The 13945-nt window shown below is 58.2% G+C and carries 14 protein-coding genes and 2 tRNA genes; 1 reads left to right on the top strand and 15 read right to left on the bottom strand.

The features are described from left to right. Window positions 1-131 precede the first annotated feature (131 nt). The 14 genes from rpsO to rlmE all read right to left on the bottom strand — a co-directional run bounded on the left by rpsO (window position 132) and on the right by rlmE (window position 13118). Window positions 132-401: a 30S ribosomal protein S15 gene (gene rpsO, locus OQ248_RS06490; RefSeq protein ID WP_085698397.1), complete on the bottom strand. Its 270-nt coding sequence runs from the start codon at window positions 399-401 to the stop codon at window positions 132-134. Window positions 402-516: 115 nt separating this feature from the next. Further along, complete coding sequence (gene truB, locus OQ248_RS06495) at window positions 517-1434, bottom strand: tRNA pseudouridine(55) synthase TruB (RefSeq protein WP_007953739.1); 918 nt, start codon at window positions 1432-1434, stop codon at window positions 517-519. A gap of 4 nt (window positions 1435-1438) precedes the next feature. After that, window positions 1439-1837 (bottom strand): 30S ribosome-binding factor RbfA, encoded by a 399-nt coding sequence (gene rbfA / locus OQ248_RS06500; RefSeq protein WP_119426654.1) that lies wholly within the window; start codon window positions 1835-1837, stop codon window positions 1439-1441. A gap of 160 nt (window positions 1838-1997) precedes the next feature. Continuing rightward, window positions 1998-4517 carry a translation initiation factor IF-2 gene (gene infB / locus OQ248_RS06505; protein WP_085711845.1) on the bottom strand — a complete coding sequence of 840 codons (2520 nt, stop codon included), beginning with the start codon at window positions 4515-4517 and terminating at the stop codon, window positions 1998-2000. A gap of 27 nt (window positions 4518-4544) precedes the next feature. Beyond that, window positions 4545-6026, bottom strand: coding sequence for a transcription termination factor NusA (nusA, locus tag OQ248_RS06510; protein ID WP_003221546.1), 1482 nt, complete (start codon window positions 6024-6026; stop codon window positions 4545-4547). Between the two features lie 47 nt (window positions 6027-6073). Next, entirely contained in the window at window positions 6074-6532 is a 459-nt protein-coding gene (rimP, locus tag OQ248_RS06515) for a ribosome maturation factor RimP (RefSeq protein WP_065260004.1), read from the bottom strand. 138 nt (window positions 6533-6670) lie between these two features. Beyond that, a tRNA-Met gene (locus OQ248_RS06520) sits at window positions 6671-6747 on the bottom strand. A gap of 97 nt (window positions 6748-6844) precedes the next feature. Beyond that, a tRNA-Leu gene (locus tag OQ248_RS06525) sits at window positions 6845-6930 on the bottom strand. A gap of 22 nt (window positions 6931-6952) precedes the next feature. Then, window positions 6953-7336, bottom strand: coding sequence for a preprotein translocase subunit SecG (gene secG, locus OQ248_RS06530; protein ID WP_011332406.1), 384 nt, complete (start codon window positions 7334-7336; stop codon window positions 6953-6955). Window positions 7337-7340: 4 nt separating this feature from the next. Then, complete coding sequence (tpiA, locus tag OQ248_RS06535) at window positions 7341-8096, bottom strand: triose-phosphate isomerase (RefSeq protein ID WP_119426653.1); 756 nt, start codon at window positions 8094-8096, stop codon at window positions 7341-7343. Window positions 8097-8161: 65 nt separating this feature from the next. Next, window positions 8162-9499: a phosphoglucosamine mutase gene (gene glmM, locus OQ248_RS06540; protein WP_119426652.1), complete on the bottom strand. Its 1338-nt coding sequence runs from the start codon at window positions 9497-9499 to the stop codon at window positions 8162-8164. A 16-nt stretch (window positions 9500-9515) separates the two neighbouring features. Next, window positions 9516-10367: a dihydropteroate synthase gene (gene folP, locus OQ248_RS06545; protein WP_265812351.1), complete on the bottom strand. Its 852-nt coding sequence runs from the start codon at window positions 10365-10367 to the stop codon at window positions 9516-9518. An 8-nt stretch (window positions 10368-10375) separates the two neighbouring features. Beyond that, entirely contained in the window at window positions 10376-12286 is a 1911-nt protein-coding gene (ftsH, locus tag OQ248_RS06550) for an ATP-dependent zinc metalloprotease FtsH (protein ID WP_085711849.1), read from the bottom strand. 202 nt (window positions 12287-12488) lie between these two features. Further along, window positions 12489-13118 carry a 23S rRNA (uridine(2552)-2'-O)-methyltransferase RlmE gene (rlmE, locus tag OQ248_RS06555; protein WP_085711850.1) on the bottom strand — a complete coding sequence of 210 codons (630 nt, stop codon included), beginning with the start codon at window positions 13116-13118 and terminating at the stop codon, window positions 12489-12491. A gap of 101 nt (window positions 13119-13219) precedes the next feature. Between rlmE and OQ248_RS06560 the strand changes: the two genes are divergently transcribed. Further along, window positions 13220-13528 (top strand): YhbY family RNA-binding protein, encoded by a 309-nt coding sequence (locus OQ248_RS06560; RefSeq protein WP_011332401.1) that lies wholly within the window; start codon window positions 13220-13222, stop codon window positions 13526-13528. 9 nt (window positions 13529-13537) lie between these two features. Here OQ248_RS06560 and OQ248_RS06565 read toward each other — a convergent pair whose 3' ends face one another. Next, on the bottom strand, window positions 13538-13942 hold the full coding sequence (locus OQ248_RS06565) for an MFS transporter (RefSeq protein ID WP_265812352.1): 405 nt from the start codon (window positions 13940-13942) through the stop codon (window positions 13538-13540). Window positions 13943-13945: the final 3 nt, after the last annotated feature.

Consider the following 13945-nt stretch of genomic DNA (forward strand, 5'->3'; position numbering starts at 1 on the left):
TCGGGAATCGGCCCGCTGATTGTCCGGGTAAAACGGTAGTTCAGATAAAACTTGAGGCTGGGAGCCTGCCATGCGCCAGCGGGAAACCCGTTGACGCACGACAGACAACCAACCTCTAGCGCAATCGCTGATTAGCGACGCAGACCCAGGCGAGCGATCAGAGCGCTGTAACGGCTCAGGTCCTTGCCTTTCAGGTAGTCCAGCAGCTTGCGACGCTGGTTAACCATGCGGATCAGACCACGACGGGAGTGGTGGTCTTTACCGTTGGCCTTGAAGTGACCTTGCAGTTTGTTGATGTTGGCGGTCAGCAGTGCAACTTGCACTTCTGGCGAACCAGTGTCACCAACAGCTTGCTGGTAGTCAGCTACGATTTGGGCTTTTTCTTGAACGTCGAGAGCCATGAGGCAATCCTTTTATCAGGAAACCGTTACAAAAACGGTTTCAACAGGCCAGGGACAAATCCCTGTATCTATAAATGAGTAGTGACCGTGCCTGTTAACAGCCACACTCGTTCGGTCATTCTGACCGAATCAGTCGACGCGGCGCGATGCGCCCGTCTTCGCTCACTTCACCGATACCGATGAAGCGACCGTTATGATCCTGTACCCGCACCATGCCGAACTTCGGAGCATCCGGGGCACGTACCGGCTGGCCGTTGAGCCAGTAGAACGCGCTCGCTTCCGAGAACTGCAGCAGTGGCCAATCCTGCAGGCCGCTGTCCGATGGCATCAGGAAGCGGTCGACCGCTTCGTTGCCGCCTTCGGCATGTACCGCTTCGAGCTCTTCGAGGGTCACGGTCTGCGCCAGGGTGAAAGGCCCGGCCTGGGTACGGCGCAATTCAGCGACGTACGCACCACAACCGAGTTGCTCACCGATATCCTCCACCAGGGTACGAATATAGGTGCCCTTGCTGCAATCCACCGCAAGACGCGCAGTATCGCCTTCGAAGGCCAGCAATTCCAAGCGCGCAATAGTAACAGAACGCGGTTCGCGCTCCACTACTTCGCCTGCACGGGCCAACTTGTACAGCGGCTGGCCATCACGCTTGAGAGCCGAGTACATCGGCGGTATCTGACTGATTTGACCGCGAAATTTCGGCAGGACCGCTTCAATGTCGGCCTGACCAACGGTCACCGGGCGCTCCTGCAAAACCTCGCCCTCGGCGTCTGCCGTGGTGGTGGTCTTGCCCAGTTGCGCCAGGGTTTCGTAACCCTTGTCGGAATCGAGCAGGTACTGCGAGAACTTGGTTGCTTCGCCAAAGCACAGCGGCAGCACGCCGGTGGCCAGCGGGTCGAGACTGCCGGTGTGACCGGCCTTCTCGGCGTTGAGCAGCCAGCGAACCTTCTGCAACGCGGCGTTGGAGGTGAACCCCAGCGGCTTGTCGAGCAGGATGATGCCACTGACGTTACGACGGATACGTTTGACCTGAGCCACCGAGTTACTCCTTGGTGTCTTCGGGTGCAGCAGTTTCGTGCTGACTGTCTTCGGCCACCGCGCGCTCGATCAGAGCCGACAGGTGTGCACCACGGGCGACACTCTCGTCGTAGTGGAAATGCAATTGCGGCACGCTGCGCAGTTTCATTTCGCGCCCCAGCTGCATGCGCAGGAAGCCGGCGGCAGCGTTGAGCACCTTGATGGTCTGTGCGATATCGGCAGCGCCTTCCTGCCCCATCACGGTGATGAAGATCTTCGCGTGACCCACGTCACGGCTGACATCGACAGCGGTAATGGTGACCAGGCCGACACGCGGATCTTTGACTTCACGACGGATCAGCTGGGCCAGCTCGCGCTGCATCTGATCGCCGATACGTTGGGTACGGCTGTATTCTTTTGCCATGATTTGTTACCTGTTACTGCCCTGCGGTGAAACCCGCAAGGTCTGAAAGCGGCAAACGCCCGGCCTGACAAAAAGCCAGACCGGGCGTTGCGTTTAGAGTCCTGACGCCGTACCGCGCATTTTCATGCGACGGCCGGACGTGGCCCTTGAAGTGCGCGAGTCAGAGGCTGCGAGCAACCTGAACCTTCTCGAAGACTTCGATCTTGTCACCGACCTTGACGTCGTTGTAGCTCTTCACGCCGATACCGCACTCCATGCCGGCACGTACTTCGGAAGCGTCATCCTTGAAGCGGCGCAGGGATTCCAGCTCGCCTTCGAAGATCACGATGTCTTCACGCAGTACGCGGATCGGACGGTTACGGTGAACAGTACCCTCGATCACCATGCAGCCGGCGATGGCGCCGAACTTAGGCGAACGGAACACGTCACGGACTTCGGCCACACCGAGGATGTTCTCGCGAACATCGCTGCCAAGCATACCGGTCAGGGCTTTCTTGACGTCTTCGATGATGTCGTAAATCACGTTGTAATAACGCATGTCCAGACCTTCCTGCTCGACGATCTTCCGTGCGCCGGCATCGGCACGCACGTTGAAGCCGAACAGTACAGCGTTGGAAGCCAGTGCCAGGTTGGCGTCGGATTCGGTGATACCACCGACACCGCCACCGACCACGCGCACTTGCACTTCGTCGTTGCCCAGGCCGTTCAGAGCGCCCTGCAGTGCTTCCAGCGAACCACGGACGTCGGATTTGAGGACGATGTTGAGCGTCTTCTTCTCTTCCTGACCCATGCTTTCGAAGATGTTTTCCAGCTTGCCGGCGTGAGCGCGAGCCAGTTTGACTTCGCGGAACTTGCCTTGACGGAACAGAGCCACTTCACGGGCTTTCTTCTCGTCGGCAACCACGCTCATCTCGTCGCCAGCATCAGGCGTACCGTCCAGGCCGAGGATCTCGACCGGAATGGCCGGGCCCGCTTCCTTGATCGGCTTGCCGTTCTCGTCGAGCATGGCGCGCACGCGGCCATAGTTCGAGCCGACCAGCACCATGTCGCCTTGACGCAGCGTACCGTCCTGAACCAGAACAGTCGCTACCGGGCCACGGCCCTTGTCCAGACGCGACTCAACCACGACGCCACGGCCAGGAGCCGATGGGGTTGCAGTCAGCTCGAGAACTTCGGCTTGCAGCAACACCGCCTCAAGCAGTTCGTCGACGCCGGTACCCATTTTCGCCGAGACCGGAACGAATGGAGTGTCACCACCCCAGTCTTCGGAGGTCACGCCGTGGGCCGACAGTTCGCTACGGATGCGATCGAGATCAGCGCCCGGCTTGTCGATCTTGTTCACCGCAACCACCAGAGGAACGCCAGCCGCCTGAGCATGCTGAACAGCTTCGATGGTTTGTGGCATCACGCCGTCGTCCGCCGCAACCACCAGGATCACGATGTCGGTCGCCTTGGCACCACGGGCACGCATTGCGGTAAACGCGGCGTGACCCGGGGTGTCGAGGAAGGTGACCATGCCGCGTTCGGTTTCAACGTGGTAGGCACCGATGTGCTGGGTGATACCACCGGCTTCGCCAGCGGCTACCTTCGCACGACGGATGTAGTCGAGCAGCGAGGTCTTGCCGTGGTCAACGTGACCCATTACGGTCACGACCGGCGCACGAGGAACAGCCTCACCTTCAAACTTCAGGGACTCGGCCAGGGAATCTTCCAGGGCGGTGTCGCTGACCAGGGTCACTTTGTGGCCCAGCTCTTCGGCTACCAACTGAGCAGTTTCCTGATCAAGCACCTGGTTGATGGTCGCTGGAGTACCCAGTTTGAACATGAACTTGATGATTTCAGCAGCCTTCACCGACATCTGCTGAGCGAGATCGCCAACAGTGATGGTTTCGCCGATCTTCACTTCACGCACGACAGGGCCGGTCGGGCTCTGGAAACCGTGGGCGTTGCGTTTCTTCAGCTTGGCCTTGCCGCGACCGCCGCGACGGAAGCCATCGCTTTCTTCGTCGGTAGTGCGTGGCGCCACACGTGGAGCCGGTGCCTTTTCCTTGACCGAAGCGCGATGCGGAGCGTTCTTGCGCTCGCCATCGCCGCTGCCGCGACGGTTGTTGTCGTCGGCGCGTGGCTTGTCCGGACGGCGCTGTTCGTCACGCTTGCGAGTGTCGGCAGCTGGCGCAGCAGCCACAACCGGTGCAGCTTCGCGCACGGGTTCAGCGGCTGGCGCAGGCGCAGCAACAGGCTCGGCGGAAGCGGTCGGTGCAGCAGCAGGCTGGCGACGCGCTTCTTCTTCGGCGCGAACACGGGCTTCTTCTTCAGCCTTTTGACGGGCAGCATTTTCTACTGCGCGACGCTCATCCAGTTCACGCTTGCGCTCGGCTTCGATTTCTTCCGGGCTACGCTGTACGAAAACTTTCTTCTTGCGGACTTCAACGCTGATGCTTTTGCTGCCAGCCACACGCAGGGTGCTGGTGGTTTTACGCTGCAGCGTGATCTTGCGTGGTTCTTCCACTTTCGCCTTGTGGCTGCTCTTCAAGTGAGTCAGCAGGGATTGCTTCTCACTGTCAGTCACATGTTCTTCGGCGGCGGTGTGCGGCAGACCTGCCTCACGCATCTGCTGCAACAGGCGCTCTACCGGTGTTTTGACCTCATCGGCCAGTTGTTTCACCGTGACTTGCGTCATGCATTTCTCTCCTCAGGCCGCGCCTAATTACTCGAACCAGTGGGCTCGGGCGGCCATGATCAACTTGCCGGCACGATCATCGTCAATGCCGTCGATGTCGAGCAGGTCGTCAATAGACTGCTCGGCCAGGTCTTCGCGGGTAATTACGCCGCGCACCGCCAGTTCCATCGCCAAATCCTTGTCCATACCCTCAAGCGAGAGCAGGTCTTCGGCCGGATGGGCGTCTGCCAGCTTTTCCTCAGTAGCGATGGCTTTGGTCAACAAGCGATCCTTGGCACGAGCGCGAAGCTCGTTGACGATGTCTTCGTCAAAGCCGTCGATGTTGAGCATTTCTTCCAACGGTACGTAGGCAATCTCTTCCAGGCTGGTGAAGCCTTCGTCGACCAGCACCTGAGCCAGCTCTTCGTCGACTTCCAGCTCGTCGATGAAGTTGCGCAGGATGTCGCCGGTTTCCGCTTGTTGCTTAGCCTGGATGTCCGATTCGGTCATCACGTTCAGGGTCCAGCCAGTCAGCTGGCTCGCCAGACGCACGTTCTGACCACCACGACCGATGGCCTGAGCCAGATTGTCTGCGCCAACGGCGATGTCCATGGCGTGGGCATCTTCGTCAACGATGATGGCCGCCACTTCTGCCGGCGACATGGCATTGATCACGAACTGCGCCGGGTTGTCGTCCCACAGGACGATGTCGACACGCTCGCCACCCAACTCGCCCGACACGGCCTGGACACGCGAACCGCGCATACCGATGCACGCGCCCTGCGGGTCGATGCGTTTGTCCTTGGAGCGGACGGCGATCTTGGCGCGCGAACCCGGATCACGGGAAGCGGCCATGACTTCGATGAGGCCTTCAGCGATTTCCGGCACTTCGATACGGAACAGCTCGATCAGCATTTCCGGCGCGGTACGCGACAGGATCAGCTGCGGGCCACGGTTCTCGGTGCGGATTTCCTTGAGCAGCGCACGCAGACGCACGCCAACACGGAAGGTTTCGCGAGAGATGATGTCTTCACGGGCCAGCAACGCCTCAGCGTTATTACCCAGGTCGACGATCACGTTGTCGCGGGTCACTTTTTTCACGGTGCCGGAGATGATTTCTCCCAGGCGCTCGCGATAAGCGTCGACCACTTGAGCGCGCTCGGCTTCGCGCACTTTCTGCACGATGACCTGCTTGGCGGTCTGCGCAGCAATGCGGCCGAATTCGATGGATTCGATCTTTTCTTCGACGACGTCACCGACCTTGGCACCAGGATGCGTTTCAGCAACCTTGCTAGGCCAGGTTTCGATGGCCGGATCATCGAGATCATTCTCTTCGACGACCGTCCAGCGACGGAAAGTTTCGTAAGAACCGGTGTGGCGATTGATTTCCACACGCAGATCAACTTCGTCTTCAAAACGCTTTTTGGTAGCAGTGGCCAGAGCCAGCTCCAGCGCTTCAAAAATTACGCTTGCCGGTACGCCCTTTTCATTGGATACCGACTCAACAACCAGCAGTACTTCTTTGCTCATCGTACGCCTCGCCTTTCGCAAGCCATTGGATCCGCGGGATCCGCGTCTCAGTCAAAACTGGGAATAATGTTGGCCTTGTCGATCATATCGATCGGCAACAGGAACTCATGGTCATCTACCTGCACCACGACATCCTGTTCTTCTACACCGCGCAGAAGGCCCTGAAAGTTGCGTCGTCCTTCAAAAGGCGAGCGCAGCCTGATCTTTACTTGTTCACCGGCAAATTTGGCAAACTGCTCAAGAGTGAACAGTGGGCGTTCCATGCCAGGCGAGGAAACTTCAAGGGTGTATTCAACGGAGATCGGATCTTCAACATCCAGCACACCGCTGATCTGACGGCTGACGATGGCGCAATCGTCCACCAGTACGCCGCCTTCCTTATCGATATAAACGCGCAACATTGAGTGACGACCTTGAGCCGAGAACTCAATACCCCAGCATTCATAGCCCAGGGCCACGACCACCGGGGCCAACAAGGCCTGCAACTCTTCTAGCTTGCTCGACACCTGAACCCCCTCGTGCATGTATGTGCATGCTTTGCAAAATAAAAAAATGGGCGAAACGCCCATCCTTGAAACGCCGTCGAACAGCGGCGTTGAAAGTGTCCAGCTAACAAAAAGCCCCTTAAAAGGGGCTCCTTAAACTGGTTGCGGGGGCCGGATTTGAACCGACGACCTTCGGGTTATGAGCCCGACGAGCTACCAGACTGCTCCACCCCGCGACAAAGCTGGGGCGGAAGTATACGACCGATCCCCAGTAGGGTCAATGTAACCTTCCACCTGCAAGAAAGCCCGCAACAGCGGGCTCTCCTGACTAATTGGTACCGAGAAGGGGACTCGAACCCCTACACCCTATGGGCACAACCACCTCAAGGTTGCGTGTCTACCAATTCCACCACCTCGGCAATACTACGTTTGAAACCCTTCTTACTTCTGCTCTTGAGCTGGAGGTACGTCAGTCGCTGGAGTAGCCGACTTTTGCTCTTGAAGCACCGGGACATCATCAGAAGCCGGTTGTTGCTTTGGAACTTCCAACACTGCCGGATTTGGCAAACCTGCTTGAGTCAGCTGATGAGCCTTCTCTTTAGCAAAGTATCCTAACCCCAAGCTGGTTATGAAGAAACCGGCGGCAAGTATAGCAGTAAACTTACTAAGAAAGGTAGAGGAACCTTGGCTTCCGAACACAGTATTTGAAGCACCTGCTCCGAAAGACGCGCCAGCGTCCGCACCCTTACCCTGCTGCAGCAAAACCAGAGCAACTACGCCCAATGCACCCAGCAGATGAAAAACGACTACGACTGTTTCCAGCATTTTTTCAGTTTCCCGCGGCGCGACAGATCGCACCGAACTCATCTGCATTCAGGGAAGCTCCACCAATGAGCCCCCCATCGATATCCGGCATGCCGAACAGTTCGACCGCATTGGCCGCCTTCACGCTGCCGCCGTATAGAAGCCGCACATTTCGTGCGACCTCAGAATTCTCTGCCGCCAACTGCTCGCGAATGGCTTTATGCACATCCTGAGCCTGCTGCGGCGTTGCAGTCAGCCCGGTACCAATGGCCCAGACCGGCTCGTAAGCGATCACTGCATTGGCAAAAGCACCGACACCCAGCTCCTCGATGATGCTGCCCAGCTGACGCCCGACAACCTCAAGAGTCTTTCCGGCTTCGCGTTGCTCCAGGGTTTCCCCTACACACAACACCGGAATCAAGCCACATGCCTGTGCCGCTGCGAACTTGCGATTCAGCATTCCGTCTCGCTCGCCCATGATCTGGCGGCGTTCGGAGTGCCCGACAAGCACCAAGGAACAACCTGCATCCACCAACTGACTCGGTGCAATTTCACCGGTCAACGCACCTTGCATCGATTCCACCGCAGAGTTCTGCGCGCCGACCGAAATCGACTTTCCTTTCAAGCCATCAATCACTTGATTGATATGCAGGCAAGGCGGGAATACCGCGACATCAACACCGCTTGGCAAGGCCAGATGACGAAGGCCATTGATCAGCTCAGCGACGCTGGCGCGGGTACCGTGCATCTTCCAGTTACCAGCTACCATAGGGCGACGCATGCTGTACCTCGTCGGTCAAAGTGGGCGCAGATGTTACCCAACACAATCATGGCTGGCAAGCCGTATCAGGCAGAAACTTCAGTTACCAGTTTTGCCAGTTCTTCGGCATAGCTGCGAACTTGGGTTTCGTCCTCGCCTTCGACCATGACACGCACCAGAGGCTCTGTCCCGGACTTGCGCAGAAGCACACGCCCACGACCCGCCATCGCCTCGGTCACACGCTTGCTGGCTTCCTTGACAGCCGGATGATCGAGCGGGCTGTCGCCACCGCCGAAACGGACATTGATCAACACCTGAGGGCACTTGCGCAACGCCTGACGAGTTTGCGCCAGACCTTCGTTTCGGGTTTTCAGCGCCATCAACACCTGCAGGGCTGCGATGATCGCATCACCTGTCGTGGTGTGGTTGAAGCAGACGACATGCCCCGAGTTCTCGCCACCCACCAGCCAATCGCGCTCAAGCAGCTCGGCAATCACATAACGGTCGCCGACATTTGCACGCACGAACGGAATACCGAGATCCGCCAGCGCCAGCTCCAGGCCAAGGTTGCTCATCAGCGTACCGACCACGCCTCCCTGCAATTTGCCACGCTCATGCAGGTCGCGCGCAATAATGAAGATCAGCTCGTCACCATCAACAATTGCACCCGTGTGATCAACCATCAGTACCCGGTCGCCATCGCCGTCAAATGCGATACCCAGGTCGGCATGCTCGGCAAGTACCGCAGCCTGCAGCTGCCCCATGTGCGTCGAGCCGCAGTTGTCGTTGATGTTCAGACCGTTTGGCTGGGCGGACAACACCACAACTTCGGCACCCAGCTCGCGGAATACACTTGGCGCGACTTTATAGGTCGCTCCGTGTGCGCAATCGATCACGATCTTGAGACCGGCAAAACTGGTGTTGGTCGGCACACTGCTCTTGCAGAACTCGATGTATCGGCCGGACGCGTCATTGATTCGCGATACCTTGCCGATCTTGCTCGACTCGACAACAGTCATCGGCGCATCGAGCAACTCCTCGATCATCAGCTCCAGCTCATCCGGCAACTTGGTGCCGCGACCGGAGAAAAACTTGATGCCGTTATCGTCGTGAGGATTGTGCGATGCACTGATCACGATTCCAGCTTCTGCCTGGAAAGTACGCGACAGGTAGGCGATAGCCGGCGTCGGCATCGGACCGAGCAGCATCACATCAGCACCCGCCGACGTCAGGCCAGCTTCCAGCGCCGACTCGAACATATAACCGGAGATTCGTGTGTCCTTGCCAACAAGTACCTTGCAGGCACCCATCTTCCGGAATGCCATGCCCGCAGCCCAGCCGAGCTTGAGCATGAAGTCAGGCGTAATCGGATATTCACCGACACGACCACGAATGCCGTCGGTACCAAAGTATTTCTTGCTCATAAGTGCTCCATCATTCTTATTCGGCTGATTCCACGGCCGCGATCATCCGCACAACATCCACCGTCTCCGCCACGTCATGGACGCGCAATATACGCGCCCCCTTGACGGACGCCAGCGCCGCCAGGGCCAAACCACCATGCAGACGCTCGCCCACAGGACGATTCAGAGCCTGCCCAATCATGCTTTTTCGCGAGACACCAACCAGCAGAGGTCGCCCCAATGAATGAAGGGCATCCATATGCTTGAACAAGCTTAGATTGTGCTGCAGGGTTTTGGCGAAGCCGAAGCCAGGATCAAGAATGATCCGCTCGGCAGGAATGCCGACCGAAGCACATCGCTCCATACGCTCGGCGAGAAACTCACTCACTTCCCGGGTGACATCCTGATATTGCGGATTGTCCTGCATGTCACCTGGTTCACCCAGCATGTGCATCAGACAGACCGGCAACCCGGTGGCTGCAGCGGCATCCAGTGCACCGTCACGCTGCAGCGATCTAACGTCATTGATCAACCCGGCACCCAGTCGCGCAGTTTCCCGCATGACCGCCGGAGTCGACGTATCGACCGAAATGATCACATCCAGCTCACGATTGATCAGCTCCACGATCGGCGCCACACGCTCCAGCTCTTCGAGTGGCGAAACCGCTCGCGCACCAGGCCGAGTGGACTCTCCGCCAACATCGATCAGCGTCGCACCGGCCAAAACCATTGCCTCGGCATGACGCAGGGCCGCGTCAAGCTGGCTGTATCGGCCACCATCGGAGAAGGAGTCGGGAGTGACATTGAGAATGCCCATGACATGTGTCCGGGCCAAATCAAGAACCCGGTTGCCGCAAGGCAACCGGGTCAGGGACTGTACAGAAGTCATTTCAAACCTTAAACGTCAGCAGCCGGACCGCCAATCGGTGTTTCCGGACGCTCATCCTGAACCACCGGAGGAGGCGTGCCAGTGCCGGTGCCACCCGACCAGTCACGAGGTTCGCGAGGCGTGCGACCCGCCATGATGTCGTCGATCTGTTCGGCATCGATCGTCTCGTACTTCATCAAGGCATCTGCCATGGCATCGAGCTTGTCGCGATTGTCGGTCAGGATCTGCTTGGCGGTGCCGTAGCACTGATCGATGATGCTGCGCACTTCCGAGTCGATCAGCTTGGCCGTTTCGCCCGAGAAGCTGGCGTTCTGACCGCCACCGCCACGACCGAGGAACACCTCACCTTCTTCTTCCGCATACATCAACGGACCGAGTTTTTCAGACAGGCCCCACTTGGTCACCATGTTCCGTGCAATCTGGCTGGCACGCATGATGTCGTTAGAGGCGCCGGTAGTCACCCCGTCGAAGCCCAGTGTCATTTCTTCGGCGATACGGCCGCCGTACAGCGAGCAGATCTGGCTGATCAGTGCGCGCTTGGACAGGCTGTAACGATCTTCTTCCGGCAGGAACATGGTCACACCCAACGCGCGACCGCGCGGGATGATCGACACTTTGTAGACCGGATCATGCTCGGGCACAACGCGACCGACGATAGCGTGACCCGCTTCGTGGTAGGCCGTGTTCTGCTTTTCTTTCTCGGACATGACCATGGATTTGCGCTCGGCGCCCATCATGATCTTGTCTTTGGCCAGCTCGAACTCTTTCATCTCGACGATGCGCTTGCCGGCACGGGCAGCGAACAGCGAAGCTTCGTTGACCAGGTTGGCAAGATCGGCACCGGAGAAACCCGGAGTACCCCGTGCGATAACGGCCGGAGCGACGTCGTCACCCATTGGCACTTTACGCATGTGCACCTTGAGGATCTGCTCGCGACCACGGATGTCCGGCAGACCGACCACCACCTGACGGTCGAAACGACCCGGACGCAGCAGGGCCGGGTCCAGCACGTCAGGACGGTTGGTTGCAGCGATGACGATGATGCCGTCATTCATTTCGAAGCCGTCCATCTCCACCAGCAACTGGTTGAGGGTCTGCTCGCGCTCGTCGTGACCGCCACCCATGCCCGCGCCACGATGGCGACCAACGGCGTCGATCTCGTCGATGAAGATAATGCAGGGTGCGTGTTTCTTGGCCTGTTCGAACATGTCGCGAACACGGCTGGCACCGACACCGACGAACATTTCGACGAAGTCGGAACCGGAAATGGTGAAGAACGGCACCTTGGCTTCGCCGGCAATTGCCTTGGCCAGCAAGGTCTTACCGGTGCCCGGAGGACCAACCATCAGCACGCCGCGAGGAATGCGGCCGCCCAGGCGCTGGAACTTGCCCGGATCACGGAGGAACTCGACCAGTTCGCCAACTTCTTCCTTGGCTTCGTCGCAACCGGCAACGTCAGCCAGGGTGGTTTTCACCTGATCTTCGGACAGCAGACGCGCCTTGCTCTTGCCAAAGCTCATCGGCCCGCCCTTGCCGCCCGCACCGCCCTGCATCTGGCGCATGAAGAACATGAACACCGCGATGATCACCAGGATCGGGAAGCTGGCTACCAGAAGCTGGGTCCAGATGCTTTGCTGCTCAGGCTGCTTGCCTTCGACCACGACGTGATTGTCGACCAGGTCGCCGATCAGGCCGTTGTCCTGGATTGCCGGACGAATGGTCTTGAAGCTGTCGCCATCGTTGCGCTTGCCGGTAATCACGTAGCCGTCGACGGCCACGCGCTCGACCTTGCCATCCTTGACCTGCTGGATGAAGTCGGAATAGTTGAGGGTCTGCGGCTCGTTAGGGCTGGAGAAGTTGTTCATCACCGTCACCAGGACAGCCGCGATGATCAACCACAGGATCAGATTCTTTGCCATATCGTTCAATTAACTACCCTCTGAAGCAAGCTCCGCTACTGGCGCGCGCTTCGCATGATATTCACCGGCCTAACTTACTACATTACCTACAGCTCTGGCAGGCGCCGTCTGTAACCCTTTGTGAAACACTTTCTACACAATATTCGCTTATGCACGCGGGGCGAAATACGAAAAACCTATCACCCCGCCAAAAAACCTTGTTTTACTCGCTGCGACCGCGATAACCCCAAGCCAGCATGTATTGCTCGCGGGAACTGTCGCGGGAAGAGTCCGGCTTGATCATCTGGACCTTGTCGAATTTCCGACGAGCGTCCTTCAGGTAAACATCGAACCCTTCACCCTGAAAAATCTTGATCAGGAAATTGCCGCCCGGCTTGAGAATCCGCTCCGCCAGGTCAAGCGCCAGCTCGCAAAGAAACATGGCTTTCGGCATATCTACGGCAGGCGTACCACTCATATTGGGGGCCATATCGGAAATCACAAGGTCCACCTGTGAATTACCCACCGCCTCAAGGATTTGAGCGAGCACTTCATCCTGAGTGAAATCCCCCTGAATGAAGGTCACGTCAGGAATACTGTCCATTTCCAGGATGTCCGAGGCGATCAGACGCCCCTGGCCACCGATCAGTCGACTGGTGACCTGAGACCAGCCGCCGGGCGCCGCGCCAAGATCGACCACGCTCATGCCTGGGCGGATCAGCTTGTATTTCTCCTGGACTTCCAGAAGCTTGTAACTCGCACGCGAGCGGTAGCCATCCTTCTGCGCCTGTTTCACATAAGGATCGTTGACATGTCGTTTCAGCCAACCAAGGCTTGTCTTGGAACGCGCCATTGGGCACCTCGTTGATTAGGGTCGTGATTAATTGGGCGGATCCACGAGCCCTCGGGTAAAATGGCCGCCATTTTACAGAATCCAGACGAAAGGGTCAGATTATGCCGCTCACTCCAGAGCAGAAGAAACAGTACAAATCCATTGGCCACCACCTCAAACCAGTTTTGACGGTGGCTGACAACGGTTTGACTGAGGGTGTTTTAGCCGAACTCGAACGCGCATTGGCGGATCACGAGCTGATCAAGATCAAGCTCAACATTCTCGATCGCGAGGCGCGCCTGGCGTCCGTTGCAGAGCTGTGCAAGGTCGGCAAGGCCGATCTGGTTCAGGTCATCGGCAAGATGGCACTGATTTATCGCAAGAACTTCAGCGTCAACAAGCAGCTGTCGAACGTCCATCGCTTCAAGTGATGACAAGGGTCAAGGGTGTGCTTCGCGCACCCTGCCACTCCACCCTGGCACCGGCTGCATCACCAGAACCAGCCCGGAAAAGCCCAGAACAAGATAGCTGAACACCTGCCAGCGCTGCGCATCCGGCCAGCCGACTCGCACTGCGACATACATCGCACTTGCATACAACGCCATCAGCAGCACTTGCCCGCGAAAATCTCGCCATAGACTGGCAAGGCCTTCGGTCCGTACCAGCACCAAAGCCTGAAAAACCACGCACACGGCAGCAAAACCCACCACCGGCATTTCAAACGCACTGGCGACTTCGTCGATCAGCAGCGGCGCCAGACCAATCTGGCCCAGCACCGGCCGCAGACCGAGGTGCACCAGCCATAAACCGCCGACCCACAACATCTGGGTCAGCTGCCAGAGCATGGC

It is taken from the genome of Pseudomonas sp. COW5 (assembly GCF_026240005.1).
GTDB classification, from domain to species: Bacteria; Pseudomonadota; Gammaproteobacteria; order Pseudomonadales; family Pseudomonadaceae; genus Aquipseudomonas; species Aquipseudomonas kribbensis.

Coding starts and splice junctions, on each gene's coding strand:
- secG (WP_011332406.1), bottom strand. CDS start 7,336: ATGCTGGAAACAGTCGTAGTCGTTTTTCATCTGCTGGGTGCATTGGGC.
- ftsH (WP_085711849.1), bottom strand. CDS start 12,286: ATGGCAAAGAATCTGATCCTGTGGTTGATCATCGCGGCTGTCCTGGTG.
- rpsO (WP_085698397.1), bottom strand. CDS start 401: ATGGCTCTCGACGTTCAAGAAAAAGCCCAAATCGTAGCTGACTACCAG.
- OQ248_RS06560 (WP_011332401.1), top strand. CDS start 13,220: ATGCCGCTCACTCCAGAGCAGAAGAAACAGTACAAATCCATTGGCCAC.
- folP (WP_265812351.1), bottom strand. CDS start 10,367: ATGACTTCTGTACAGTCCCTGACCCGGTTGCCTTGCGGCAACCGGGTT.
- tpiA (WP_119426653.1), bottom strand. CDS start 8,096: ATGCGTCGCCCTATGGTAGCTGGTAACTGGAAGATGCACGGTACCCGC.
- rbfA (WP_119426654.1), bottom strand. CDS start 1,837: ATGGCAAAAGAATACAGCCGTACCCAACGTATCGGCGATCAGATGCAG.
- rlmE (WP_085711850.1), bottom strand. CDS start 13,118: ATGGCGCGTTCCAAGACAAGCCTTGGTTGGCTGAAACGACATGTCAAC.
- nusA (WP_003221546.1), bottom strand. CDS start 6,026: ATGAGCAAAGAAGTACTGCTGGTTGTTGAGTCGGTATCCAATGAAAAG.
- glmM (WP_119426652.1), bottom strand. CDS start 9,499: ATGAGCAAGAAATACTTTGGTACCGACGGCATTCGTGGTCGTGTCGGT.
- OQ248_RS06565 (WP_265812352.1), bottom strand. CDS start 13,942: ATGCTCTGGCAGCTGACCCAGATGTTGTGGGTCGGCGGTTTATGGCTG.
- infB (WP_085711845.1), bottom strand. CDS start 4,517: ATGACGCAAGTCACGGTGAAACAACTGGCCGATGAGGTCAAAACACCG.